A 24824-nucleotide genomic window follows, 5' to 3' on the forward strand; every position below is an offset into this window, starting at 1 on the left:
TTTGCGTCCTGCGGGCTGCTTCGAAGTTCGTCGGCGCCGTCCAGTGACTTTCGCCGCTTCTTTTCGAAGGGGAGCGGCTTCTACTTCAGCGCCGCGTTCCCTGTCAACCTGCTTGCTGTCAGCTTCCCTCGCCGCTCGCCGTCCGTGTGTTGCCTGCCGGACTGCCTACTCTTCGGTGGGGGCGCGGCTTCTACCTCTTCGCCGCGTTCGCTGTCAACCCGCTCGTTGACTGCCCTATTTCCTTGTCGGTGCTGCGCTCTCTCCGAAGTGCCTTCCGCGCCAGTGCGCGGGCTTCGAAGCGAGGGGCGCGGCTTCTACCACCGCCGCGTCTTGTGTCAACCACCCTGCTGCTGCTTCCGATTCCCGACCGCCACCGCCATCAGCTCCGCCTCCCATGAGGCGGCAACCCGCTCCGACACCTTCAACGCCCGCCGATCACTGTCCTGCTGCGGCAACCATCTAAGAATCGGATCGGAGAATGTCAACTTCTCGTCACCGTCCCGCGTCCTGCAGGTGCCACCGGAGTGGCGCCTGCGTGTCGCCGCGAGGTGTGCGGCTTATCCATCAGGCGATCGGGCGGCGCAAGAAATTTGATGCAGGCCGCCGGCGCGGTGCGACGTGGTGGTGGGGGAACCCGTGGGGCGGTTCCACCCATTCCCCGACGGATTTCAGCTCCCGAACTTGAGCTTGGAGAGGTCCACCCTCCCCCGCCGGCACTTCTCCGCGACCACCACCGAGCGCAGCTCCTGGTAGGCGCGCTCGATGTCGTCGTTCACGACGATGTAGTCGTAGGACGCGATCCCCCGCTCGATCTCCGAGCGGGCGGCCAGCATCCGGCGGCGGATGGTCTCATCCGAGTCCGTCTGGCGGTCGCGAAGGCGGCGCTCCAGCTCCTCCATGGAGGGAGGCAGGACGAAGATGAGGACCGCATCGGGGTGCTTGCGCTTGATGGCCTGCCCCCCCTGGACGTCGATGTCGAAGATGGCGGTGCCGCGGCGCTTGCGGGCCTCATCCACCACGGACTGCGGGCTGCCGTAGAAGTGGCCGTGCACCTCGGCCCACTCCACGAACTCGCCCTGTTCGATCTTCTCCTGGAAGGCGGCGACCCCCACGAAGTGGTAGTCCACGCCCTCCTGTTCCTTGCCCCGGGGGCGCCGGGTCGTGACGCTGGTGGAGAAGATGCCGTCCGGCATCTCCTTCAGCAGGCGATGCGCGAGGGTCGTCTTTCCGGCTCCGGACGGGGCGGAGAGGACGAGGAGCACACCAGGCTGGAGTCCAGAGGGTTCGTTCATTCGACGTTCTGCACCTGTTCGCGGATGCGCTCGACTTCGGCCTTCATCGAGACCACACGCGCGGAGATCTCCGCGTGCTGGCTCTTGGAGCCCGTCGTGTTCACCTCGCGGTGCATCTCCTGCACGAGGAAATCCATGCGCCGGCCCACCGGCTCGGGGCCCGCCATCAGGAGCCGGAACTGCTCGAGGTGCGTCGCGAGCCGGGTCACCTCTTCCGCGATGTCCGTGCGCTCGGCGAAGAGGGCCACTTCCTGCGCCAGCCGCTGCGGATCCACCGCGACGCCACGCGCGAGCTCCGCCACACGCTCGGTGAGCCGCTGCTGGTAGTCGCTGACCGCTCGCGGTGCGAGCCGGGCAACCTCCTGGCTCCAGCCCTCGATGAGCTTCATCCGGGCGTCCAGGTCCGCGTGGATGGCCTCGCCCTCGGTGTTCCGCATCGTCTCCAGGGCCCCGAGCGCCTGCTGGAGCGCGGTCTGCGTGGCCTGGGTGGCGGACTCCACGTCCACGCCCTTCTCCTCCAGGCGGATGACGCCCGTCTGGTTGGCCACCTGCGACCAGGCGATTTCCACCGACTGGCCCAGGGCCTCGGCGACCTCGCGGAAGGCGCGTGCGTATTCGCGGGCCAGGGCGACATCCACCGTGGGGACGTTGCCCGAGACGGTGGCGGACTGCCGGCGCACGAGGATCTCCACTGAGCCTCGCGCGAGGCGGTCCTTCACCTGCTTCACGAGCACGGGCTCGAGCGCGGACAGTTCGCGCGGCAGCCGGACCTTCACTTCACAGAACTTGTGGTTGAGCGAGCGTGCTTCCACGGAGACCTCTTCGTCCCCTACGCGGGCGCGGCCCGAACCAAATCCGGTCATGCTCTTGAGCATCGGGCGGGGTGCTAGGGGCTTTCCGCCCCAAGGTCAAGCCAGCGTCTTGTGTCCATTCCAATTCTGGTAGGGTCCGCCGCGATGGCGTGGCACAAGCGGCTTGAAACGTGGGCGAAGCTGGCACTGGCGCTCCTGGCTTCCCTCCTGTTCTGGCGCCCCGGACGTCGTCGCGCTCCCGGAACGCCCCTCCCCTTCCCGCGAAAGGTCCTGCTCGTCCGGCCCGACAACCGCGTGGGCGAGGCCCTTCTCACCACGCCCCTGTTGCGGACCCTCAAGGCGCATGTCCACCCGCCTCCGGAGGTGCATGTGCTGGTGCACGCCAAGGTGGCTCGCGTCCTCCAGGGCCATACGGATGCGGATGCAGTCCTGGCGTTCGACCGGCGCATGCTGTGGCTGGGTCCTCTGGCGCCCGGCATCCGCGCACTCCGTCGTGTGGGCTACGACACCGTGGTGGATTGCGCCAACTGGAGCGCTCCATCCGTGACGAGCGCGCTCATTTCCCGGATGGCGGGGCCGAAGGCGGTCGTCATTGGACCGGGCATCTGGCCGGTGTCCCGGCTGCAGTCGGTGTCGGTGCCTGCCCGTTCCGATACGCGGCAGGAGGCCGTTCAGCGGACGCATCTACTGACGCCCCTGACCCAGGGGGCTGTCGCCCAGGGGCTCTCGTTCCGGGAGCCGGTGCTGAGCGAGGCGTTCCGTGGCTACCTGGCGGGGTTCTCCGGGCAGGGTGCTCGGCGGGCGGTCATCAATCCAGGGGGCCGGCTGGGCGAGCGGCGCATCCCGGTAGAGGCCTTCGCGGCCGCGGCCCGGGAGCTGATTTCGCTGGGCTATTCGCCCGTCGTGACCTGGGGCCCGGGAGAAGAGGGCCTGGCTCGGGCCGTGATTGGCGGTGCTCCGGGGGTGGAGATGGCTCCCCCGACGAGCATCGATGAGCTTGCGGCCCTCATGCGGAGCGCGGGCCTCACCATCTGCAACAACACCGGGCCCATGCACCTGTCGGTCGCCGTGGGCGCGCCCACGCTGGCGTTCTTCCTGCGCATCGACATGGAGCGCTGGGGCCATGCGGTGGCTCCCCACCGGATGGTGGACCTGACGCCCATCGTGGATGGGGCTTCCGGGGTGGGACTGGAGCAGCGCGTGGCCGAGGAGGTCCGGTCGTTCGTCTCGGAGCGGGCCTCGCTCACGGGGTGAGCGGTCGCTCCTGTTCGGGCACCATCCGTGGGACACCGTCTTCCACGGGCCAGGCTCGCAGGCACCTGGGGCAACGGACTTCTGGCGGGGGGCCTTCGTGCTCCTCGAGCGGGCCCTTGCAGTGGGGACAGCCCAGGATGGACCGCAGCAACGGGTCCAGGACCATGGGCTACTTCGCGCCTTCGCGCCCGAGCCTGCGCGCCAGCTCCGTGGTGCTGTGGTCCTTCGGGTCTCCCGCCACCGCGGTCCTGCCTCCGTAGGCCCGGACCTCGTCACCTTCCGGGATGGAGTCCGGCGTGTAGTCGGTCCCCTTCACATGCACGTCGGGCTTCAGGGCCTGGATGATGATCCGCACGTTCGGTTCGTCGAAGACGACGACGCGGTCCGTGCAGGCCAGCGCCGCGACCAGCTCCGCGCGCTCCGCTTCCGGAATGTGCGGACGGCCGGGGCCCTTGTAGGCCCGGGTGGAGGCATCCGAGTTCACCGCCACCACCAGCACGTCCGCCAGCGCCTTCGCGCCCTCCAGGTACCGGACGTGCCCGACGTGCAGCAGGTCGAAGACCCCGTTGGCCAGGGCCACCGTGCGGCCCTGCTCGCGCCAGCGCTCCCGCTCCTCCGCGATGGCTGCGAGGGGGCGAAGCTTGTCCAGGGTGTTCATCGTCGGCTCCGCAGCGCTTCGAGGAGTTCTTCGCGGGAGACCGTCGCCGTGCCCGGCTTCTGCACCACCAGGGAGCCCGCCACGTTCGCCAGCCTCGCGGCTTCACCGAAGGACGCTCCGGCCGCGAGGGACAGCGCGAAGCTCGCGATGACCGTGTCGCCGGCTCCCGTCACGTCCACCGCCGACTTCGCGCCGTGCACGGGGATGAGGTCCACGCCGCCCTTCGCGTCGAAGAGGGCCATGCCATGCCGGCCTCGCGTCACCAGCAGCGCCTGGCAGCCCAGCTTGCGGACCGCTTCGTGACCGGCCTCCAGGAGGTCTTCCTTCGTGCGCACCGGACGGCCCGTGAGCGCTTCCAGCTCCGGCTCGTTGGGCTTGCACACCGTGAGGCCCGCGAAGGCCGCGAGCGCGTAGCGGCTGTCCACGCAGACCGGGAGGCCGTCCGCGGCGAGCTTTCTCAGGACCTCCCGGACCTCGTCGTTGACGACGCCCGCGCCGTAGTCCGAGACCACCACCGCGTCCGCGTCCTTCGCCGCCGCCTCCACCTGCCTGGCAATGGCCTTGCGCATCCGCGGCGGGAGGGGGCCACGCTGGCCGCGATCCACCCGAAGCATCTGCTGCCGCGTGGTGCTGATGCCTCCCGCGAGGATGCGCGACTTCGTCTCCGTCTCGATGCTCCGGCTGCTGACCGCGTGCAGCCGGATGTCCGCTGCGTCGAAGAGCTTGCGCAGCGAGCTGCCCATCGCGTCCACGCCCAGCGCGCCCACCGCCGTCACCTGCCCCGACAGCGCGCGGATGTTGGCCGCCACGTTGGCTCCGCCGCCGAGCTTCACCTCCGACGACTCGTACCGGACGATGAGCACCGGGGCCTCGCGGCTTACCCGGTCCGTCTGTCCGTAGAGGTAGTGGTCGGCGACCAGGTCTCCCACCAGCAACACCCGACGGCGCGCGAAGGCGAGTGGCAGGCGCGAGGACGATGCTGCCGGACGTGAAGACGGGACCGCGGGCATGGGCGCGCTTTGTCCCACAGCGTTCCGGACCTCACAAGTCGCGCGTCTCTCCCGGAAGCCCGAGCGCCCGCCTCAGATGCGCTTCGCCCTCGAGGACCTCCACTCCCAGGCGCACCACCCAGGCCTCGAAGCCGGCGGGCAGCCGCACCGCATCCTTCTCCGTCGTCACGATGCGCGCGCCCTGCTGGCGGGCCCGGGCTTCGACCTGGCGCAGCTCGTCCGCGGAGAAGCGATGGTGATCCGGGAAGAGGGCCGCGTCCCGGACCTCCGCCCCGAGTGTGGTGACGGTCTTCAGGAAGCCTCCGGGCCGGGCCAGCCCCGCCAGGGCCAGGACCGGCTTTCCTTCGAGCGCGTTCGTCGCGTGCTCGGTTCCCGAGGGATCCCACCAGCCCGTGGGGCCGTAGCGCGTCCGGACCCGGGGCGCGGTCACGGCTTCGAGCCAGGGGTTGGGGATGGCGTCCCCTGGTGCGGCTCTCAGCCAGAGGAGCGTGGCGCGGCGCAGGGATGATGGGGGCTCTCTGAGCGGGCCTCTTGGGAGCAGTTGGCCGTTGCCCAGGCCCACGGCTTCGTCCACGACCACCAGGTCTTCGTCGCGGTGCAGGCGGCGGTGCTGGAAGCCGTCGTCCAGCAGGACCGTGTCCAGGCCGAAGTCGTCCCTGGCCCGGAGTGCCGCCGCGACCCGATCCGCTCCGACGAAGAGCCTGGCTCCTGGACACCTGCGGGCGAGCAGCAGGGGTTCGTCTCCGGCTTCCGTCACGGCGGGCAGGGGTTCTTTGCCCGTGAAGGTCAGCGGCTCCTGGGATTCGCGCCCGTAGCCTCTCGTGAGGATGCCGACCTTGCGCCCTTCGCGGATCAGCAGCTCCGCGAGATGGAGGACCGCTGGCGTCTTGCCCGTGCCTCCGACGTTGAGGTTTCCGATGGAGATGACCCGCAGGCCTTCGACGTGCTCGGCTCGCAGCAGGCCCGAATCATAGAGGGCGCCCCGGAGGCGGACCGCTCCGCTGTAGGTCCAGGACAACAGCGCGAGCGGCGACAGGAGGGCGCGCCGGGTCCAGGGCTCCGGCGTCGGCGGATAGAAGATCCGCTCCAGGGCCGTGGGCGAGCCGGTCATCGCCGGGGCTCCGTGGCCTGCTGGTAGAGGGCCAGGATGTCCCTGGCGATGTGCTCGTTCGTCGGGTTCCGGGTCCCGGCCGTTGCTCCGGACAGTGCCGCGGTGACGACGGCTTCCACCGTGGGCGCTTCCACCTTTGCGTCCGCCAGTTCCGGGAGCGCGCCTTCGTTCACCGCGACCACCCGGACACCACAGGCCCTGGCCTGGGCCGCGGCCCTCGCGCTCCAGTCGTTTCCCAGGCCGAGGATCCAGACCTCGTCCAGGGCCTGCAGCCACTTCGCGAAGTCCGCGCCCTGCTGGTAGCCCGCAAACGTCACCTGCTCCGTGAGGCTCCGCTCCTTCACCTGTACCCGGGTTGCTTCGAGCAGGGCCCCATCGCCTACCAGCACGAGGCGGGCTTCAGGGCGTTTCCGGTGGAACGCGGCGAAGGCTTCGACGCCCAGCGCGTGACGGCGGCTCTGCTGGAACGTGGAGATCATCCCCACGAGGTGCGTGTCCTCGATGCTCAGGGTCCGGCGCAGGGCCTTGCGGTCCGCTGGCGGCTTGAACATCGGATCCACCAGCGCGGGCAGGACCTGGACGGGGCGATGCCTGCCTTCAAGCTTCGACACCAAATGGCTTGCGGGCACCGTGTAGGCAGCGGCTTCGGGCAGGGAGGAGCGCAGCGAGCGTGGCGCGTGGATGGATCGGATCCGCACTGCTCCCTTCGGCGTTCCCCAGCGGGCCACTAGATGATCATGGGTGAAGTGCGCGTGGACCACGTCCACCGTCCTGCGGCGGAGGGCTCGCAGGTCACTCCAGATCTCCCATGGTGGGGACTTCACGGACAACGTCAGGCCCCCCTCGTCCAGGAGGCCCAGTTGCTGGAAGCGGGGGACGGCGGGTTCCTCGGCGGCGATGTCCCGGCGCTTGCGGTCCACGGCCACCGTGACGTCGTGGCCCAGGGCTCGCTGGGCCTGGGCGAGCAGCGCGACGTTCTCCGCCGGGCCGCTCCAGAAGGGGCTCGCGAGCAGGTGCAGGATGCGCATCAGCGCTTCACCAACGAATGGTAGAGGTCACTGAGCGCCCGGGCTTCGTGCTCGACGCCGCAGCGGCGACGCGCTTCTTCCTCGGCGTTGCGGCCGACCTGACGGGCCCGCTCCGGTTCGCGGGTCAGTTCGTCCAACAGGTCGCGCAGGCCCTTCACGTCGCCGGGCTCGAAGAAGAAGCCTGTGCGGCCGTGCTCGATGAGGGTGTCCAGGTACGGCAGCTTCGAGGCCACCACGCAGCAGCCGGACGCCATGGCCTCCACGTGCACCAGCGAGTAGCCCTCCGCGTAGGAGGGATGCACCAGGATGCTCAGGCCCTGGTACCAGGGCTCGATGGTGGACTGCTCTCCGGCGAGCAGCACCCGGTCCTCGATGCCTTCACGCAGCCCGTTCACCCATGCCAGGCCAGGGCCTTTCGCGAGCCCCACCAGCACGGCCTGCCAGTCCGGCCGCATCGGCAACAAGGGCCTCAGCGCTTCGATGAAGTCGCCCTGCCCCTTCTCCTTGCGGATGCGCCCGATGACACCGATGCCGTAGCGGCCTCCCTGCTTCAGCCGGGCCCAGGCCACGTCGCGGTCCTCCGGTGGACGGAAGCGCGTGAGGTCGATGCCGTGCGAGATCACCGTGGACGGGAGCGCGATGACGTCGGCGATCTGCCTCGTCAGGGACACCAGCGCGTCCGCGCCCCTGGCGAGCCAGCGGGTGAAGCGCGTCGGAGCCACCGACGTGTGCCTCGTGAAGACGAGCTGGACCCTTCCTCCCAACGCCTTCAGGAGCATCCCCGCCAGCAGCTCGTTGTTCCGGTGCGCGTGCCAGACGATGGGCTCGCGGTGGGAGCGGCGGATCAGCTCTCCCCAGGTGATGCGCGGCAGGGCTTCCGTCAGGCCGGAGCCGATGACCCGCGTCTCGTCGCCCCGAGCCAGCGCGGGCACCACGGACTCCACGTGCCGGGTCACTCCCGTGTAGCGCTTGTGGAAGTGCGGATGGACGATGAGCGTCATGGGGAAGCGGTCCTTGTCCGCCGGCGCGGCAGGGCGGCCATGGCCTCCGCGTTGCGCTCACTGGCTCCGGAGATGCGGCGCACCGTGGCTTCCGCCTGGGCTCCCAGGCGCTGTCGGTGTTCGGGATTCGCGAGGAGGTCCTCCAGCGCGGCGTACAGGGCTTCTCCGTCCGCCACCTGGATGCCTCCGTTGCCTTGCAGCACCGCGACGCTGTCGCGGAAGTTGTCCATGTGCGGGCCGAACAACACCGGCCTGCCCTGCCCCGCCGGCTCCAGGATGTTCTGGCCGCCCCGCTTCGTGAACGAGCCTCCCACGAACACCACCGTCGCCAGACGGTAGGCCCGCGACAGCTCGCCCATCGAGTCCATCACCACCACCGGCGCGCGCTCCGGATTGCCCTGCGAGCGCAGGCCCGCGGTCAGGTTCCGCTCCTTCGCCAGGGTCAGGATCCGTTCAGCCCGGTTCAGGTAGCGCGGCGCGATGACCATGCTCAGCGTGGGCCAGCGCTCCCGTAGACGCTGATACACCTGCAACAGGATTTCTTCCTCACCCTCGTGCGTGCTTCCCGCGAGCCAGACCGGATCCGTTGGGGACAGGCCGAGCGCGGTTCGCAGGGCTTCGTCCTCGGGGGCGGGGCCTGCCGCCAGGGCGTCGAACTTGGTGTTCCCGGTGGTGAGAACGCGCTCGGTGGGGGCGCCCAGGGCGCGGGCCCTTTCGGATTCCTCGTCCTGCCGCATCAGCAGCAGGTCCATGTCCTTCAGCGGGTTTTCGATGAGGCCGAAGAGCGTCCGGTACTTCCCCACGTTCGCCGGAGAGAAGCGCCCGTTGGTCATCACCACGCTGGCTCCGGACTGCTTCGCGGCGCGGATGAGGTTGGGCCAGACCTCCGTGTACTCGAGGACCAGGAGGTCCGGTTGGAGTGCCCGCACCGCCCTTCGCGTCGCGCCCCAGAGGTCGTACGGCGCATAGACGACTCCGTCGATCTGCTTCGCCAGCCGGTCCCTTGCCATCGCGTGGCCGCTGTCCGTCATGGTCGAGAGCACGATGCGGCAACCGGGAAAGCGCTGGCGCAAGGGGCCGAACATGGGCGCGAGCGCCAGCAGGTCTCCGGCGCTGGCTCCGTGCAACCACAGCAGCGGGCCATCTCCCTTCGGGAGGTCCCCCGGTCCGTAGAAGCCCAGCCGCTGCTTGAGCCCGTGGCGCGTCTTCCGGTGCACGCAGAGCACCGGGAACAGCAGCGCGAAGAGGACGTAGGTGGCGACGACGTAGAGCAGGCGCATGGGCGACGTCCCGCGCTCTATCAGATGCCCGGCGGTCGCGGCACCACTCGCACCGGGCTGGGGACCAGCCAGGGCCGCCACTCGTGGCCGAAGAAACGTCCGGGCGCGTGGGCCCAGACCTCCACCTGGACGACTCCGGGCCCGGTCAGCTCGATGTGCTGTCCGTCGGGTTGCAGGCGACCGTCGCCCCATACCCGGACCTCGACGGTCCCCGGGGTGTGTTCCGGGAGGCGGACCGTCAGCACCGTGCCCACGGGGGCTTCCCGCGTGTTCGCGTCGAAGCCTTCCAGGGCGAAGCCCTCAGGGGCCCCGAGCGCACGGAAGACGCAGAGGGCCTGGCCGCTCGCCAGGGCCTGCGTGACCTGGGTCGCGGCTTCGCGCGCATTCTGGGACAGCGGGCCTGTCAGCACGTCCGGCGGCAGCTCCATGTCGAGCGCGTCGAAGATGTCCTCGTACGCGGGCACGCCGTGCGCGTCGCTTCCGCACAGGGCGATCCGCTTGCGCTCCTTCGCCAGTTCCAGGAAGCGCTCCATGGGGGCCGGCTCCGGGACCGCGAGCAGCATCACGCCGTGCACCGGGTTCACCATCGAGGCTCCCAGCGCGGGCAGGAGCCGGCTCACCGGGCTTCGCAACGCCTGCCGGAAGAAGGTGTCCGCCGAGTACAGCTCGAAGCCCGGGACCTGCTGCGCGGTTGCTTCGTCCTTCCAGGGGTTCTTCGCCTGGACCGGATGCGCGAGGACCGCCGTGCCCCCGGCCGCCTCGACCGCGGCCACGGCCTGCTCCGGGGGACCCCAGGGCTTCACGCCTTCGATGGGGCGCTGCATGCCGAAGGCGGCCAGATGGCCCGCGCTGGTGGAGAGCTCCACTCCGGGGATGAGCAACACGCCGTCCGCCCAGGTCGCGGCGGGCGGCTTGAAGTCGTTGTGGTCCGTGAGAATCACGAAGTCCAGACCGGCGGCCTTCGCCGCCTGGGCGACCTTCGCGGGCGTCCCGTTCCCGTCCGAGCGCGTGGTGTGCACGTGGTACGCGCCGCGGATCCACGGCTTCGCGTTCGGCAAGGGTTCGACGACGGGGTAGTCCGCGAAGCCGGCCGCGAAGGCGAAGAAGCCCGCGACGCCCATCAGCAGGAACAACACGCCGAACACGGCGCGAATCGCGAGGGAGAGGGGCCGCCTCGTCGTGCGGGCCTTGCTCATACCGCCCCCCGCTCGTGGCGGCGTAGCAGCCTCCTTCTCGCCATCGCCAGGGAGAGGGACGGCTTCGCCGTGCCGGCCTGGCTCACGCCGCTCCCCGCTCGATGGGCCCCGCCGTCTGCAGGCGCCACATGGCGGCGTAGCGGCCGTCCTTCTGGAGCAGGTCCGCGTGGCTTCCGCTCTCCACGATGCGGCCTGCCTCCACCACGTGGATGACGTCCGCGCTCGTCACCGTCGACAGCCGGTGCGCGATGACCAGCGCCGTCCGGCCGGGGAGCACCTTCGCCAGCGCGGCCTGCACTTCGCGCTCGTTCTCCGGATCCAGGCTGCTCGTCGCTTCGTCCAGCACCAGCACGGGGGCCTTCGACAACACGGCCCTCGCGATGCACAGGCGCTGGCGCTGGCCTCCGCTCAGGATGACGCCCCGCTCGCCGATGCGCGTGTCGTAGCCCTGCGGCAGGCCCTGGATGAAGGCGTCCGCGTTCGCCACCCTCGCCGCGGCCTCCACTTCCTCGCGCGTCGCTTCCGGCCTGGCGTGCCGCAGGTTCTCCAGCACGCTTCCGTGGAAGAGCAGCGGCTCCTGCGTCACCAGCGCGAACTGACTGCGGACGCTCGCCGCCGTGTACGTGTCCGCGTCCACTCCATCCAGGAGGATGCGTCCCTGCTGTGGACGCTCGAAGCGCAGCAGCAGCGACGTCACCGTGCTCTTGCCGCCTCCACTGCCGCCCACCAGCGCCGTTACCTGCCCCACCTTCAGGTCCAGGGTCAGGCCGTCCAGCGCGCGGCGCTCTCCGTAGAAGAAGCGCACGTCCTCCATGCGCAGCGCATCACGCAGCGCTGGCGCGGGCACCGCGTTGGAGGCGTCCTCCACCGGGTGCTTCAGGTCGAGCAGCGCGAAGAGGCGCTCACCCGCCGCTCCCGCCTGCACCGCGAACTGCGTCACGCGGCCCAGGTCCTTCACCGGCTGGTACACGAGGATGACCGCCGTGAGCAGCGACAGGAGCGCCTCCGGCTCCATCGCCCGCGTCGCCGCCGCGTACCCCAGCGCTCCCGCGAGCGCCGCCGCCGCGAGCACCTCCATCAACCCCGGCACGCCTCCGCGCGCCCAGGCCGCACCCACCACCGCTTCCTCGTGTGCCTTCGCGTAGGACTCGAAGCGTGCGAGCTCCGCCTCCTGTCCGTTGAAGGCCTGGATGGTGCGCAGGCCCCCCAGCCCTTCGTGCAGCTGGCCCGCGAGCTGCCCCAGGTGGGCCTGCCCTTCCCGCGTTCCCTTCAGCACCTTGCGCGTGAGCTTCGACGCGGGCAGCGCCGCCAGCGGAATCACCGCCAGCATCAAGCCGCCCAGCATCGGACTCATCGCCAGCGCCACGCCCGCGAGCACCAACACCTGGATGGTGTCTCGCAGGTACGAGCCCACCGTGTACATGGCGGCCAGCTCCACCGCCATCACGTCCGAGGAGAAGCGGCTGAGCAGGTCTCCCGTGCGCTCCTTCGACAGCTGCGACGGCGACAGCGCCGTGAGCCGCAGGAACAGGTCGCGCCGCAGGTCCTTCACCACGCGCTGCGCGAACAGGCCCATGAAGTAGAACTGGCCCAGGTAGCCCACGCCCTTCACCACGCCCACGCCCAGCACCAGCACCGGGAAGCCCCAGAGCGCCGCCTCGCGCGGCAGGTCCGCCAGCCACGGCACCCGGTGCGCGCTCGAGAAGCCCTCTTCGCCTCCCGACAACAGGAAGCGCAGCGCCGGGCCCAGCAGGTACGCGTACGCACCCGTGGCGAGTCCCAACACCGCCATGCACACGAAGGCCAGGACGAGGATTCCCGCGTGCGGCTTCGCGTAGCGCAAGAGCCGCCAGAGCGCGTGATGCATGACTACTTCACCACCTTCTGCAACGCCGCCCTCGCGAGCACCGAATACGGGTTCAGCTCCAGCACCTTCATCAGCTTCTTTCGCGCGAGCGGCACGTCGTCCAAATCAATCTCGATGATGGCCGCGATGATCTGCGCGCGCTCCAGGTACGGATCCAACGTCAGCGCCTGCTTGAGCACCTTGCGCGCCGCGAGCGCCCGCTGCATCAGCGGCCCGGGCGAGCCCCGGTACTTCGCCCAGGCGAGGTACGAGTAGTACTCGGGCTCGCTGCCGTTGAGCGACACCGCCTCCTCGAAGCCCTGGATGGCCGCCTTGTAGTCGCCCCGCTTCATCGCGGACTCGCCCCGGCGCAGCGCGAGTTCCGCGTCCACGTTGATGGCGGTCGCCCGGCCCACCACCTCCTGCCGGCTGAGGAAGTACTGGAGGTAGGCGCGGCGCTTCTCATCCACGCTCAGCACGCGATACGCCGCGGACAGCTTCTCCTGCACCTGCTCCAGGAGGTCTCGCAGGTCGGAGATGTCGAACTCCGCGTAGGTGTCCGGGTGAAAGCGCATCGCCGTCTCGTGGTACGCGCGCTCCACCGCCTCCTTGTCCGCCGCGAGGTCCAGCCCCAGCCCGCCGAAGTAGCTGCGCGTGATGATGCGCACCGCCTCCTCGCGCAGCGACGCCGCCGTCTCCGGAGGCAGGCTCTTGCGCTTGCGCGGCGCGATGACGTCCGGCGCCGCCGCCGCGCTCAGCACGTCCGTCCCCGTGGCCACCGGCGTCGCGGAGAACGTCACCCCGCCCGTCAGCTTGAGGAACCACAGCAGCGTGTACGCCGCCCGCAGCTCCGCGCGCCCGTGGGCCAGGAGGTCCTTGAGCACGATGCGGCCGTTCACCTGCATCGCCAGCTTCAGGTCCTCCGTGTCCAGCGCCATCGCCTGGAGGTCGCGGCCGAAGTCCGCCGAGCGCACCGGGTACTCGTTCAGGTGCGCCTTGAGTCCCGCCGCCACCCCCCGCAGGGGCATCCGCCGGCGCGCGGCCTCCAGCAGCGGCGCCAGGGCGGGCTGCTCCACGGAGGCGACTTCGGAGGAGAACTCGTCGCCCGCGTAGAACGCGTAGCGGCCCTCGCGCATGGCCAGCACGCGCCCGAGCCGGTCCCGGGTGAAGTCGCGCAAGAGCGACAGGAGGTCCTCGCCCACCGCCTCCACGCCCACGTCCGCCAGCGCCGCGCCGATGCGCAGCCCGGAGGCGAGCGCCTCCACCACCGGCTGCTCCTGCGACTCCGTGAGGACCTTCCGCTCGCGCAGGAAGCGCGGCAGCGCGTCCTCCTTCGCGTTGGAGTCGAAGTTCACCGGCCCGCCGCGCAGGAAGTACACGCGGCGCGACAGCCCCTTGAGGGCCACCACCAGCACGCCGTCACGGCGCAGCCGGTAGAGCGAGTGCAGGAGCGCGGGCAGCGGGAAGGCCTTCAGGTCCCCCGCCGCCACCGCGGGCCGCGACAGCGTGGCGGACAGGCCCGTGGGCGTGACGGCCTGCGCGGCCTTCACCAGCGCCTCCAGGCGGGGCACCAGCTCACCGGGCTTGAGCGGATCCGGGATGTACGCGTTGACCTTGAGGTCCAGCACCGAGCCCACGCCCTTCGCCCGGCCGAGGTGCCCCTTGTCGATGGCCACGATGGGCACCCGCCCGCCCTGGCTGTGCCCGCGGATGAGGTGCACGACGTGCTGCCCCTCCACGCGCGGCAGGTCCACGCCCAGCACCACCACGTCCGGGTTGTCCGCCGAGAAGTGCTCCAACGCCATCACGGCGTCATTCACCGCCCGAACGGTGTACCCGGCCTGCGAGAGCAAGCCCGTCAGGTGTTCGAGTGTCGGGGGGTGGCTCTCAGCGAGCAGAAGCGTCTTCAAGGGGGCCGCAGTCTACAGCCTCCCTCCCCCCGCGCATCAGCTACGATGAGGGTCTTGCCTCCCATGACACCTTCTCCCCGCATCCTCGTCGTGGCCGGCGAGGCCTCCGGTGACACCCACGCCGCGGAGCTCGTCGCCGCCCTCCAGGCCCTCCGGCCCGACCTCACCTTCTTCGGCATGGGAGGCGCCCGGCTGGCCGCCCGGGGGGTGGAGCTCATCCACGACGCCCGCGAGGTGTCCGTCATGGGCATCACGGAGGTGCTCCCCCGCATCCCCCGCATCCTGCGGATCATGAAGGACCTGGCCCAGGCCGCCGAGGAGCGCCGCCCCGACTGCGCCATCCTGGTGGACATCCCGGACTTCAACCTGCGGCTGGCCAAGAAGCTCAAGGCCCTGGGCATCCCGGTGGCCTACTACGTGTCCCCGATGATCTGGGCCTGGCGCCGGGGCCGCGTGCGCACCATCCAGCGGCTGGTGGACCGGATGCTCTGCATCCTGCCTTTCGAGGAGGACTTCTACCGGGAGGCCGGGGTGCCCGCACGCTACGTGGGCAGCCCCGTGCTGGAGCAGATGCCCAAGTCCGCCAGCGCGCGGGAGTTCCGGCAGCGGCTGGGCCTGGCGCAGGACGCTCCCACGCTCGCGCTGCTGCCCGGCAGCCGGATGAGTGAGATCCGCCGCATCCTGCCCACGCTCGTCGGGGCCGCGAAGCAGCTGGCCTCCGAGCGGCCGGGACTCCAGGTCGTGGTGCCGGTGGCGCCCACCATCGCGAAGGAGGAGATCACCTCCCGCTTCGAGGGCAGCGGCGTGACGCCGGTGCTGGTGGACGGCCGCGCCCCGGAGGTGGTGGGCGCGAGCGACGCCGCGGTGGTGGCCTCCGGCACGGCGGTGCTGGAGGCGGGGCTGATGGAGCGGCCGCTCGTCGTCGTCTACCGCGTGTCGCTGGTGACGTACCTCGTGGGCCGGCTGATGCTGAAGGTGGCCTTCGTGTCGCTCATCAACCTGCTGGCCGGCCGGCGCGTGGTGCCGGAGCTGCTCCAGGGGGACATGACGCCGGAGAACATCGCGTCCGAGGTGCGGCGCGTGTGGCTGCCGGGCGAGCCCCGCGACGCCATGGTCCAGGGCCTGGCCGAGGTGCGCGGCCGCCTGGGCGAGGTGGGGGCCGCCCACCGCGCGGCCGAGACGGTGCTGGAGCTGCTGCCCCCGCGCGCTGTCACCTGAGGCGTCAGAACCGACCGGGTTGGCGCCGGTTCTGCTGTTCCGGCGCCGGGTTTGGGGTATGTCCGCCGGGTCATGAACCGTGCGCTGGTCTGCATCCCCACCTACAACGAGCGGGAAAACATCGGCCCCATCACCCAGGCGGTGCTGGCGGCGGACCCCCGTGTGGACATCCTCGTCGTCGACGACAACTCGCCCGACGGGACGGGGCAGCTCGCGGACGAGCTGGCCGCGAAGAACCCGCGCGTGCGGGTGCTCCACCGCGAGAAGAAGGAGGGCCTGGGCCGCGCGTACCTGGCCGCCTTCCGCTGGGCCCTGGCCGAGGGTTACACGTACATCCTGGAGATGGACGCGGACTTCAGCCACGACCCGCGCTACCTGCCCACCTTCCTGGACGCGGCGGAGGGCGGCGCGGACCTGGTGCTGGGCTCGCGCTACGTGGCGGGCGGCGGCACGGTGAACTGGGGCGTGGGCCGCAAAATCATCAGCCGGGGCGGTTCGCTCTACGCGCGCAGCATCCTGGGCGTGGACGTGCGCGACCTCACCGGCGGCTTCAAGTGCTTCAACCGCCGCGTGCTGGAGAGCATCGACCTGGATGACGTGCGCAGCACCGGGTACGCGTTCCAGATCGAGTTGACCTACCGCACCCTGCGCAAGGGCTTCGCCGTGCGCGAGGTCCCCATCGTGTTCGAGGACCGGCGCGTGGGGCACTCGAAGATGAACAAGAAGATCTTCGTCGAGGCGCTGGGCATGGTGTGGAAGCTGCGCTTCACGGTCTAGCCGTCATGTCGATGTCCGGAATGGTGTCCACCTTCCTCGTGTCGCTGTCCGCCATCTTCTTCGTGGTGGACCCGATTGGCGTCGTGCCGCTGTTCCTGGCGATGACGGCGGGGGACACCAAGCAGCAGATACGAAGCACCGCCCTGCGCGCGTGTCTGGTGGCGTGCGGGCTGATGCTGTTCTTCGCCGTCTTCGGCCGGGTCATCTTCCAGGTGTTCGCGGTGTCGCTGGGCGCCTTCCGCGTGGCGGGCGGCATCCTGCTGCTGATTACCTCCCTGGACATGCTGCGCGCCCGCCCGTCCTCCACGCGCACCAGCCCCACGGAAGAGGAAGAGGGCGTGGTGAAGGACGACGTGGCCATCGTCCCGCTGGCGATTCCGCTGCTCGCGGGGCCGGGCGCCATCGCTACCGCCATGGTGCTGATGGCGCGCTCCGGGACGTCCCTCGTCTCCGCGCTGCCGGTGGTCGCGGCGGTGGTACTCACCTTCACGTCGACCTACTTCATCCTCAACGCGTCCAGCCTGGTGCAGCGGGTGCTGCGTCAGTCCGGCGTCGCCATCCTGGAGCGCGTGTCCGGCCTCATCCTGGCCGCCATCGCGGTGCAGTTCATCGCGGACGGGGCGAAGGACCTGCTCAAATAGCGTCCGCGCCCGCCACCCACACGGTGCCGTCCTTGCGCACGGTGCCCTGGGGGCGGCCCTCCATGGTGAGGTGCTCCGGGCTGGAGCGCTGCGCGTCGTACGCGTAGCCGCCCTGGACCTCCTGCAGGTACACCACCACCGCGTCCACGACGTTCTCCTGCACGACCTTGAACTGGTCGTTCGCGCAGCGGGGCTCGCCGGTGAAGAAGCGCTCCAGCGTGGCCTCCTCCGGATGGCGCACGTAGACGACCACGGGGGCCTTCTCCTCCTTGCCCTCCGCCACGAAGCGCTGGATGGCCTGCGCGGGCGCGGGCTGGCGCATCAGCGCCTGGAGGAGCGTGCACTTCTCGTCCTCCGCCTGCATGCGCTGCGCGTACGGCACGGTGCGCACGCAGCCCACCGTCCCCAGCAAGCCCAGGCCCGCCACGGCGAGCGCCCAACGGATGCGAGGAAGTTCCACCATGTGACACCTCAAGGCTTGCGCCAGCGAGGGGTGAAGGGCGCGTTCGTCAGGGACGGGTCCTCCACCGCGATGATGTATTCGGCGCGGCGGTTGCCCGCCTCCGCCGTCTCGTCCGGCGTGGGCACCGCCGGGGACTGCTCACCAAAGCCCTCGTAGAACACTGGCACCTTCAGGCCGCGCTGGCGGAAGTAGGACGCGATGCTCTTCGCCCGCTTGAGTGACAGCTCGCGGTTGTCGTTCGTGCTGCCCACCGTGTCGGTGTGCCCCAGCACGTACAGGCGCAGCGACGCCCAGCGCCCATACTTATTCAGCGCGTCCGTGATGCTCTTGTAGCTGGCGTCCAGCTTGCCCTTCTCCGCCGGGGGGACGTCCGAGCGGCCGGAGGCGAAGGTCACCTCCTCGTGCGGGATGTCCACCTGCCAGGGGTAGAGGTCCACGCCGGTGTAGAAGTCGGAGGTGTCGTAGGCGCGCAGGCGGATGTGCATGACCTTGCCCTCCGCCGGCAGCCACTTCACCTCCAGGGGCGTGCCCGCGGGCGCGCCCTTGAAGTCCACGTCGCCCGCGAAGGCCGTCTTGCCGGTGTCCATCGTCACCGTGACCTCCGTCTTCGCGGCCGGACGGGACAGGGTGAAGTGCAGCTTGCGGCCGGGCACGTCCACGTCCTCGGGGCGCACCTCCAGCTTCAGCGGGCCGTTGAGCTCCGTGTCGAAGGCGAGCGGCATGGTGCCCGGCTCCGCGCTGTCCGGGAACCGCACGGTGAGCTCGCCCTCGTAGTGGAACTTCCCTTCCGGCTGCTCCAGGGCGACGCGGCGGGTGATGCCCGGCTTGCCGCCCCCCTTGAGCTCCACCGTCTTGCCGTCGCTGCGCTTGAGCTTCACCTCGAAGCCCGCGATGGGCTCCTCGATGTGGATGAGCAGCGCGGGCACACCCTCGCCCAGCGCCGCCTTGCCCTCCAGCGACACCCGGATGGCCTCCGCGGACGCGGAGAGCGGCAGGCCCAGAAGCACAACCAGAGGTAGGAGTCGAACGGACATGCGGCGTCGGCCTCGGCGTCGCGGGGGGAGGTGGCAAAGCAACTCCAGCCCGGGGGAACGGATTCCCGCGAAGCCTACCGCACGCCCACCAGGGTGATGCCCCGCGCGGTGGCCCCCGCGAAGAGTGCGGGTGCGTCCAGCAGCACCGTGCGCCCTACCTCCAGCGCCAGCACCCGGGCCCCCACCTCCGCCATGACCTCCAACGTGCGCGGACCCACGGCGGGCAGGTCGAAGCGCAGGTCCTGCTCCGGCTTGCAGCGCTTCACCACCACCGCGCCGGGGCCGCCCAGCTTCGCCCCCCGGCGGATGGTCTCGTCGGTGCCCTCCACGGCCTCCAGCGCGAGCACGTGGCCCTCCCGCACCACCACCGTCTGGCCCACGTCCGCCTGCCCCAGGAGCACCGCCACCTCGCGGCCCAGGGCCACGTCCTTCTCCTGCGCGGGCTTGAGCGTGGGGCCGGCCAGGTGCCCTTCGGGGCACAGCACCTCCCCCAGGAAGTCCGTGGGGGCGATGATGGTGATGCCCTTCTCCTCGAAGTCCGCGGCCACCGCGCGCAAGAGCGCGTCGTCCCGGAAGCTGCGCAGGCGCGAGATGATGCGCACCGCGCCCAGGTCCGGCCGGGCCTCCGTGAGCGCGCGCACCCGGCCAATGCCGCCCGCCATGGCCGCCCGGGTGACGCCCGCCTGGAGGAACACCTTCTGGATGCGAGCCACCTGCCCCACGCGCACCCAGGCGAAGTGACCGACCTCGCGCTCCAGCGCCGGGTCCGTCTCTCCCCGGTGCGCGGCTACCACCACCTCCAGGCCGCGCTCACGGGCGGCCCGGACGAAGAGGAAGGGAAGCTGGCCGTTGCCGGCGATGAGGCCGATGCGCTCCACGCGCTGAACTCCGTTCTTCCGCGCGAAAGGGCCTAGCGCGTGACGCCGCGCTTGCTCGTCTCCACGAACCGCACCAGGTGCTCCACTTCCGGGTGCCCGGAGAGCTCCCCGCGAAGCTGCGCGAGCGCCTCCTGCAGGCCCAGCTTGGAGCGGAAGAGGATGCGGTAGGCCTCCTTCACGCGGCCAATCTGCTCCTCGGTGAAGCCGCCGCGCTCCAGGCCCACGACGTTGAGGCCCACCAGCGTGGCCCGGTCCCCCTGCACGGTGCAGTACGGGGGCACGTCCATGGTGACCATGGAGCCGCCGGAGATGAACGCGTATCTCCCCAGCCGGGTGAACTGGTGCACCGCGACGAGGCCGGAAATCTTCACCGAGTCCTCCACCGTCACGTGGCCCGCGAGCGCGGCCCCGTTGGCGAGGAGGACCTCGTTGCCCACGACGCAGTCGTGCGCGATGTGGCTGTTGGCGAGCAGCAGGTTGCGGTGGCCCAGGCGCGTGGCCCCGCCGCCGGCCACCGTGCCCAGGTTCACCGTGACGAACTCGCGGATCTGGTTCTCGTCACCGATGACGAGCTCCGTGTCCTCGCCCGCGTACTTCAAGTCCTGGGGCGCCGCGCCCACCGAACAGAACTGGAAGAGGTGGTTGCGCTCCCCGAGCGTGGTGCGGCCCTCGATGACGACGTGCGGCCCGATGCGGGTGCCCGCGCCGATGATGACCTGGGGCCCGATGACCGAGAACGGCCCCACCTCCACGGTGTCGTGGAGCCGGGCTCCCGGATGGACCACCGCGGTGGGATGAACCTGCGCCATGTCCTTCTCTCCTCAGCAGCGCGTGTGACGCGCCCTACGGCGCCGCGCTCTCGTCGCCCTTGGCGGCCTTGTTCTTGTCCACCACGGTGGCGAGGAACTCCCCTTCCGCCACCTTGGCGCCATCCACCGACGCCACGCCCTTCGTCTTCCAGATGGCGCCCTTGTGGCGGATGACTTCGATGTCCAGCTGGAGCCGGTCGCCCGGCACCACCGGCTTGCGGAAGCGCGCGTTGTCCACGCCCATGAGGTACGTCACGAGCCGCGTGGGGTCCATGGCTTCCGTCTTATACGCAAGGATGGCCGTGGCCTGGGCGAGCGCCTCCAGGATGAGCACGCCCGGCATCACCGGGTGCCCCGGGAAGTGGCCGTTGAAGAAGGGCTCGTTGATGGTGACGTTCTTGTAGGCCGTGAGCTTCTGGCCCGGCACGATTTCCACCACCCGGTCCACCAGGAGGAACGGGTAGCGGTGCGGCAGCAGCGCCTGGATCTCGCCAATGTCCATCATCCGCCCTTCTCCTTCTCCAACAGCTCCACCCTCTTGCGAAGGGCGCGCACTTCCTTGAGCAGGTCCGCCAGCTGCCCCGACGCGGCGCTGGCGCGCAGCCAGTCCTTGTGGGGGATGGCGGGGCTGCCACTGACGACCTGCCCGTCCGGGACGTCATGGGCGACGCCGGACTGCGCGCCCACCTTGGCCAGGTCACCCACGCGGATGTGGCCCACCACGCCCACCTGCCCCGCGAGCACCACGCCGGTGCCCACCTCCGCCGAACCCGACACGCCCGCCTGCGCGCAGATGAGCGACAGCGGGCCCACGCGCACGTTGTGAGCGATCTGCACCAGGTTGTCGAGCTTCGTCCCCTGGCCCACCACCGTTTCACCCACCGTCGCGCGGTCGATGCAGGTGCAGGCGCCCACCTCCACGTCGTCCTCGATGCGGACGATGCCCACCTGGGGAATCTTGAAGTGCCGGGGGCCGTCCTCGCCCTCCGCGTCGAACGCGAAGCCGAACCCGTCCGCGCCCACCACCGACGAGGCGTGGAGGATGACGCGCGAGCCCACCACGCACCGCTCGCGCACCGTGGCATGCGGGTAGAGCACGCAGTCGTCGCCGACGCGCGCGTCCTCGCCCACGTAGGCGCCGGAGTGCAGCACCGTGCGGGCGCCGACGTGGGCGCCCTGCTCCACCACCGCCCCGGCCTTCACCGTGGCCTCCGGGTGCACCGTGGCCTCCGGGTGGACGTGGGCCGCCGGGTGGATGCCCGCGGGCGGCCGGCGGGCCGGATGGAACAGGGTGAGGAGCTTCGCGTAGGCCAGGTGCGGGTTTGCAACGCGCACCAGGGCCACACCGTCGCGAGCGGCGGCATCCATCCCCACCAGCACCGCCGAGGCGCGGGTGGCCTCGAACTGCCGGCGGTAGCGGGGGTTGCCGTAGAATGACACCTCCCCGGGGGCTGCCTCCTCCAGGCCGTTCAGGCCATGGACGAGGAGCCCGGGGTCGCCGAGGAGCTCACCCCGGACGTGGGCGGCGATGTCCCCCAGCCGGTGCGCGTTGGATGCGGAGGGCACGGGGGAATCCGACGCCTACTTCTTGACCGGGGCGTCCTTGGCCACCGGCGCGGCGGGCTTCTTGCCGTTGTTGTAGCTGCGCACGACCTCGTTGGAGATGTCGTACTGGGACAGCGCGAAGACGATGCCGGAGTCGCGCTTGTCCAGCACCATGCCCAGGCCGTCCCGGTCCGCGATGGACGCGATGACCTGGTCGATGCGGTTGATGATGGGCTCCATCTCCTGGCGCTCCTTGTTGGCGGCCTCGGCGCGGCTGCGCTCGTACTTCTGCGCCAGCTCCATCACCTTCTTCTGGAGCTCGGTGGCCTTCTGGGTGCGCGTGGCCTCGCTCATGGCGCTGGCCTGCTTGTCCAGGGTCTCCTTCTCCTTGCGGAGCGCGTCCTGCTCCTTGTCGATTTCCTTCTGGCGGTCCTCCAGCCACTTCTGCAGACGGGCCTTGGCGGCCTTGCCGTCGTCCACCTCCAGCAGCACGCGCTGCAGGTCGACGTAGGCCACCTTGAGTTCGGCGGCCGAAGCGGCAACCGGGAGGGCGAGCGACAGGACAGCGGCGGCGGCCGCCAGGGTGCTTCGAAGCGACATGGGTTACGGCTCCTCGAAAAGGGTGCTGCAGGCTCCGACGTCCACCCGCCCGGCCTGTTCACTGCCGCCCGGGAAGGGCGGAGGCGAAAGGGCCGGGAAGGCCTTGGGGTCAATGCCTATCAGAAGAAGTTACCGATCGTGAACTCGAACAGGATGGGGTCGTCCGAAGGCCGCTTGGTCAGCGGGATGCCCCACTCGAAGCGCAGGGGCCCGATGGGCGAGAACCAGCGGAAGCCGAAGCCCGCGGAGTGGAAGAGGCCCAGGGGCAGCTTGTCCTGCCGGTCCTCGAAGAACTTCTCGTTGGAGCCGAAGGCATTGCCCGCGTCGTAGAAGAGCACGCCGCGCAGGCCGGCCTTCTCGAAGATGGGGAACTCCAGTTCGAAGTTGAAGATGAGCTGCTTGTTGCCGCCCACCCGGAACTCGGTGACGTTGGCGTCCGGGTTGTCCGCGCGCGGCACGAGCAGCGTGGGGCTGATGCTGCGCAGGTAGTAGCCGCGGATCGTGTTGATGCCGCCCACGTAGTAGAGCTCGCTGATGGGCAGCGGCTTGCTGGAGTCCAGCTGCTGCACGTAGCCCAGCGTGGCGTTCGTCTTGAAGACGAAGCCCAGCGGCAGGGGGAAGTACAGGCGCGAGTAGGCGGTGTAGCGGTTGAAGAGGAACGTGCCGCCCAGGAACGAGGGCGCCGTCTCCACCGAGCCGTAGTGGATGAAGCCGCGCGACGGGAAGAGGCGGTTGTCGCGCCGGTCGAAGGACACCGACAGGCGCAGCGCGCTGGTGACGCCGGACTGGAACTGGTTGGCGAGCAGCACCGCGCCAATGCCCTGCCCCGCCTGCACGTCCACGTACTCACGCGAGTAGCCGACCGTGGCCAGCACGTCGTCCACCAGCTGGCGGCCCAGGGAGATGGTGCCGCCCGTGGAGTTGCGGATGAAGCCCTCGTAGTCCGCCTGGACGCGGAAGAACTCCGCGGACAAGAGGTAGTTCGTGTCCAGGAAGTACGGGTCGTAGAACGACAGCTGGACGAGGGAGCGCAGGCCCGAAATCTGCGCGGACGCGGACACGCTCTGGCCCCAGCCGAGGAAGTTGTTCTGCGACACCTGGGCCGTGAAGATGAAGTTCTCCACGTTGGAGAAGCCCAGGCCCACCTGGAAGGTGCCGGTGGCCTTCTCCTTCACCTCCACCTGCAACACGATGGTGTTGTCGGTGCTGCCCGGGTGCTGGGTGATTTCGACGGTCTCGAAGAAGCCCAGCGCGGTGACGCGCTCGCGGCTGCGCTTCACGCCGGTGCCGTTGTAGAGCTCGCCCTCGTAGACGCGCAGCTCGCGGCGGATGACCTTGTCGCGCGTCTTCGTGTTGCCGACGACGTCGATGCGCTCGATGTTGACGAGCGGGCCCTTCTGGATGTCGAAGGTGAGGTCCACCGTCCGAGACTCCGCGTTGACGGAGGTGACGGGGTTGATGTTGGCGTACGCGTACCCCTTGTCGAAGTACACGTCGGAGATGGCGGAGATGTCCGTGGAGAGCTGGCCGCGGTTGAAGCGCTCCTTCGGGCGCGACTTCATCAGCTTCAGCAGCTCCTCCGGCGGGCGCTCCAGGTCGCCCGCGAAGTCGATCTTCCCGATGTCGTACGCCTCACCCTCGGTGATGTGCAGGGTGATGTAGATGTCGCGCTTGTCCGCGGACAGCTGCACGGTGGGCTTGTCCACGCGCACGTTGATGAAGCCGCGGTCGTAGTAGGCGATTTGAATGACGGCGAGGTCGCGCTGGAAGGCCTCCTCGCGGTAGGTGCCCTCGCCGGTGAAGAAGGACAGGAAGCCGCCCTCCTTCGTGATCATGGTCGCCTTGAGCTCCTCCGGGGACACCTTCTCCGCGCCCTGGAGGATGATCTGCTTCACCATCACCTTCGAGTGCTCGTTGATGACGTAGACGACGTTGACCGCGGCGCCGCCCTCCACCGGATCCAGCCGGTACGTCACCTCCGCCAGGAAGTAGCCCTTCTCGACGTACTTCTCCTGGATCTTCTTCTGCGTGGCGCGCACGGCCTCGATGTCGAGGATGGTGCCGGCCCGAAGCTCCAGCTGTTCCTTGAGGTCGTCCGCGCTGAGCTCCTCGTTGCCCTGGAGCTTCACGGACCGGATGGTGGGTCGCTCCACCACGCGCACCACGTAGGCGATGCCGTTGGCCATGCGCTGCGCGAGCAGCTGCACGTCCGAGAAGTAGCCCAGGGCCCAGATGGCGCGGAGGTCCTCCGCGGTGCGCGTCAGCGGGTCACCGACCTTCGTGCGCAGCACGCGGCGGACGGCCTCGGACTCCACGCGGCGGTTGCCCTCGATGCGGACCTCCACGACGCGGTCCGCGGAGGACACGTTCGTGTCCTCGTCGTCCGGAGAGGTGGCCAGCGGCGCGTCGGCGCCCGCGGGGGTGCCCGCGTCCGGAGGCAACACGGGCGTGGCGGCGGGGG

Annotated in this window: 24 protein-coding genes; 4 read left to right on the forward strand and 20 right to left on the reverse strand. The window is 70.0% G+C overall.

Going from position 1 to position 24824, the window contains the following annotated elements; translation table 11 throughout:
- Positions 1-668: 668 nt before the first annotated feature.
- Together gmk and D7W79_RS15540 are read right to left on the reverse strand one after the other, a co-directional pair.
- Positions 669-1292: a guanylate kinase gene (gene gmk / locus D7W79_RS15535; RefSeq protein ID WP_120526157.1), complete on the reverse strand. Its 624-nt coding sequence runs from the start codon at positions 1290-1292 to the stop codon at positions 669-671.
- A complete protein-coding gene (locus D7W79_RS15540; protein ID WP_120526158.1) occupies positions 1289-2167 on the reverse strand; it encodes a YicC/YloC family endoribonuclease in 879 nt (292 codons plus the stop codon). Before D7W79_RS15540 ends, gmk begins: the two co-directional genes overlap by 4 nt.
- Positions 2168-2248: 81 nt before the next feature.
- Between D7W79_RS15540 and D7W79_RS15545 the strand changes: the two genes are divergently transcribed.
- Positions 2249-3358: a glycosyltransferase family 9 protein gene (locus D7W79_RS15545; protein ID WP_120526159.1), complete on the forward strand. Its 1110-nt coding sequence runs from the start codon at positions 2249-2251 to the stop codon at positions 3356-3358.
- Here D7W79_RS15545 and D7W79_RS46020 read toward each other — a convergent pair.
- The 10 genes from D7W79_RS46020 to D7W79_RS15590 form a co-directional block, all read right to left on the reverse strand.
- Positions 3348-3524 carry a Trm112 family protein gene (locus D7W79_RS46020; protein WP_336243352.1) on the reverse strand — a complete coding sequence of 59 codons (177 nt, stop codon included), beginning with the start codon at positions 3522-3524 and terminating at the stop codon, positions 3348-3350. The two genes, D7W79_RS15545 and D7W79_RS46020, sit on opposite strands and share 11 nt — an antisense overlap.
- Before the next feature lie 3 nt (positions 3525-3527).
- On the reverse strand, positions 3528-4016 hold the full coding sequence (locus D7W79_RS15550) for an adenylyltransferase/cytidyltransferase family protein (protein ID WP_120526160.1): 489 nt from the start codon (positions 4014-4016) through the stop codon (positions 3528-3530).
- Positions 4013-5026 carry a bifunctional heptose 7-phosphate kinase/heptose 1-phosphate adenyltransferase gene (locus D7W79_RS15555; protein ID WP_120526161.1) on the reverse strand — a complete coding sequence of 338 codons (1014 nt, stop codon included), beginning with the start codon at positions 5024-5026 and terminating at the stop codon, positions 4013-4015. The genes D7W79_RS15550 and D7W79_RS15555 overlap by 4 nt, the downstream gene beginning before the upstream one ends.
- A gap of 31 nt (positions 5027-5057) precedes the next feature.
- Positions 5058-6137, reverse strand: coding sequence for a tetraacyldisaccharide 4'-kinase (gene lpxK / locus D7W79_RS15560; protein WP_120526162.1), 1080 nt, complete (start codon positions 6135-6137; stop codon positions 5058-5060).
- The gene (locus D7W79_RS15565) at positions 6134-7165 is read right to left on the reverse strand and encodes a glycosyltransferase (RefSeq protein ID WP_120526163.1); all 1032 of its coding nucleotides are present in this window, start codon (positions 7163-7165) and stop codon (positions 6134-6136) included. The genes lpxK and D7W79_RS15565 overlap by 4 nt, the downstream gene beginning before the upstream one ends.
- Positions 7165-8166 carry a glycosyltransferase family 4 protein gene (locus tag D7W79_RS15570; RefSeq protein WP_120526164.1) on the reverse strand — a complete coding sequence of 334 codons (1002 nt, stop codon included), beginning with the start codon at positions 8164-8166 and terminating at the stop codon, positions 7165-7167. The genes D7W79_RS15565 and D7W79_RS15570 overlap by 1 nt, the downstream gene beginning before the upstream one ends.
- Positions 8163-9446 carry a 3-deoxy-D-manno-octulosonic acid transferase gene (locus D7W79_RS15575; RefSeq protein WP_120526165.1) on the reverse strand — a complete coding sequence of 428 codons (1284 nt, stop codon included), beginning with the start codon at positions 9444-9446 and terminating at the stop codon, positions 8163-8165. The genes D7W79_RS15570 and D7W79_RS15575 overlap by 4 nt, the downstream gene beginning before the upstream one ends.
- Positions 9447-9466: 20 nt before the next feature.
- A complete protein-coding gene (locus D7W79_RS15580) occupies positions 9467-10642 on the reverse strand; it encodes a PHP domain-containing protein (RefSeq protein WP_120526166.1) in 1176 nt (391 codons plus the stop codon).
- Between the two features lie 82 nt (positions 10643-10724).
- A complete protein-coding gene (locus D7W79_RS15585; protein WP_120526167.1) occupies positions 10725-12509 on the reverse strand; it encodes an ABC transporter ATP-binding protein in 1785 nt (594 codons plus the stop codon).
- A 2-nt stretch (positions 12510-12511) separates the two neighbouring features.
- A complete protein-coding gene (locus D7W79_RS15590; protein WP_120526168.1) occupies positions 12512-14398 on the reverse strand; it encodes a DUF4388 domain-containing protein in 1887 nt (628 codons plus the stop codon).
- 63 nt (positions 14399-14461) lie between these two features.
- Here D7W79_RS15590 and lpxB point away from each other — a divergent pair, with 63 nt between their 5' ends.
- The 3 genes from lpxB to D7W79_RS15605 all read left to right on the forward strand — a co-directional run bounded on the left by lpxB (position 14462) and on the right by D7W79_RS15605 (position 17034).
- Positions 14462-15616, forward strand: coding sequence for a lipid-A-disaccharide synthase (gene lpxB, locus D7W79_RS15595; protein ID WP_120526169.1), 1155 nt, complete (start codon positions 14462-14464; stop codon positions 15614-15616).
- A 72-nt stretch (positions 15617-15688) separates the two neighbouring features.
- The gene (locus tag D7W79_RS15600; protein WP_120526170.1) at positions 15689-16393 is read left to right on the forward strand and encodes a polyprenol monophosphomannose synthase; all 705 of its coding nucleotides are present in this window, start codon (positions 15689-15691) and stop codon (positions 16391-16393) included.
- A 5-nt stretch (positions 16394-16398) separates the two neighbouring features.
- The gene (locus D7W79_RS15605; protein WP_439099194.1) at positions 16399-17034 is read left to right on the forward strand and encodes a MarC family protein; all 636 of its coding nucleotides are present in this window, start codon (positions 16399-16401) and stop codon (positions 17032-17034) included.
- Here the strand turns inward: D7W79_RS15605 and D7W79_RS15610 are convergent.
- The 8 genes from D7W79_RS15610 to bamA form a co-directional block, all read right to left on the reverse strand.
- Complete coding sequence (locus D7W79_RS15610) at positions 17027-17497, reverse strand: hypothetical protein (RefSeq protein ID WP_120526171.1); 471 nt, start codon at positions 17495-17497, stop codon at positions 17027-17029. The genes D7W79_RS15605 and D7W79_RS15610 overlap by 8 nt on opposite strands.
- Positions 17498-17505: 8 nt before the next feature.
- The gene (locus D7W79_RS15615; protein WP_244221791.1) at positions 17506-18504 is read right to left on the reverse strand and encodes an OmpA family protein; all 999 of its coding nucleotides are present in this window, start codon (positions 18502-18504) and stop codon (positions 17506-17508) included.
- 101 nt (positions 18505-18605) lie between these two features.
- Positions 18606-19409 carry an LpxI family protein gene (locus tag D7W79_RS15620; RefSeq protein ID WP_120526173.1) on the reverse strand — a complete coding sequence of 268 codons (804 nt, stop codon included), beginning with the start codon at positions 19407-19409 and terminating at the stop codon, positions 18606-18608.
- Positions 19410-19441: 32 nt separating this feature from the next.
- Positions 19442-20218, reverse strand: a complete 777-nt coding sequence (gene lpxA, locus D7W79_RS15625) for an acyl-ACP--UDP-N-acetylglucosamine O-acyltransferase (protein ID WP_120526174.1) — start codon at positions 20216-20218, stop codon at positions 19442-19444.
- 34 nt (positions 20219-20252) lie between these two features.
- Positions 20253-20720, reverse strand: coding sequence for a 3-hydroxyacyl-ACP dehydratase FabZ (gene fabZ / locus D7W79_RS15630; RefSeq protein ID WP_043323005.1), 468 nt, complete (start codon positions 20718-20720; stop codon positions 20253-20255).
- Positions 20720-21784 carry a UDP-3-O-(3-hydroxymyristoyl)glucosamine N-acyltransferase gene (gene lpxD / locus D7W79_RS15635; RefSeq protein WP_120526175.1) on the reverse strand — a complete coding sequence of 355 codons (1065 nt, stop codon included), beginning with the start codon at positions 21782-21784 and terminating at the stop codon, positions 20720-20722. Before lpxD ends, fabZ begins: the two co-directional genes overlap by 1 nt.
- 15 nt (positions 21785-21799) lie before the next feature.
- Entirely contained in the window at positions 21800-22363 is a 564-nt protein-coding gene (locus D7W79_RS15640) for an OmpH/Skp family outer membrane protein (protein ID WP_120526176.1), read from the reverse strand.
- Between the two features lie 119 nt (positions 22364-22482).
- Positions 22483-24824 (reverse strand): outer membrane protein assembly factor BamA (gene bamA / locus D7W79_RS15645; protein ID WP_439099195.1); only part of this gene is annotated, 2342 nt, incomplete at its 5' end.

The organism is Corallococcus exercitus (assembly GCF_003611585.1).
GTDB classification, from domain to species: Bacteria; Myxococcota; Myxococcia; order Myxococcales; family Myxococcaceae; genus Corallococcus; species Corallococcus exercitus.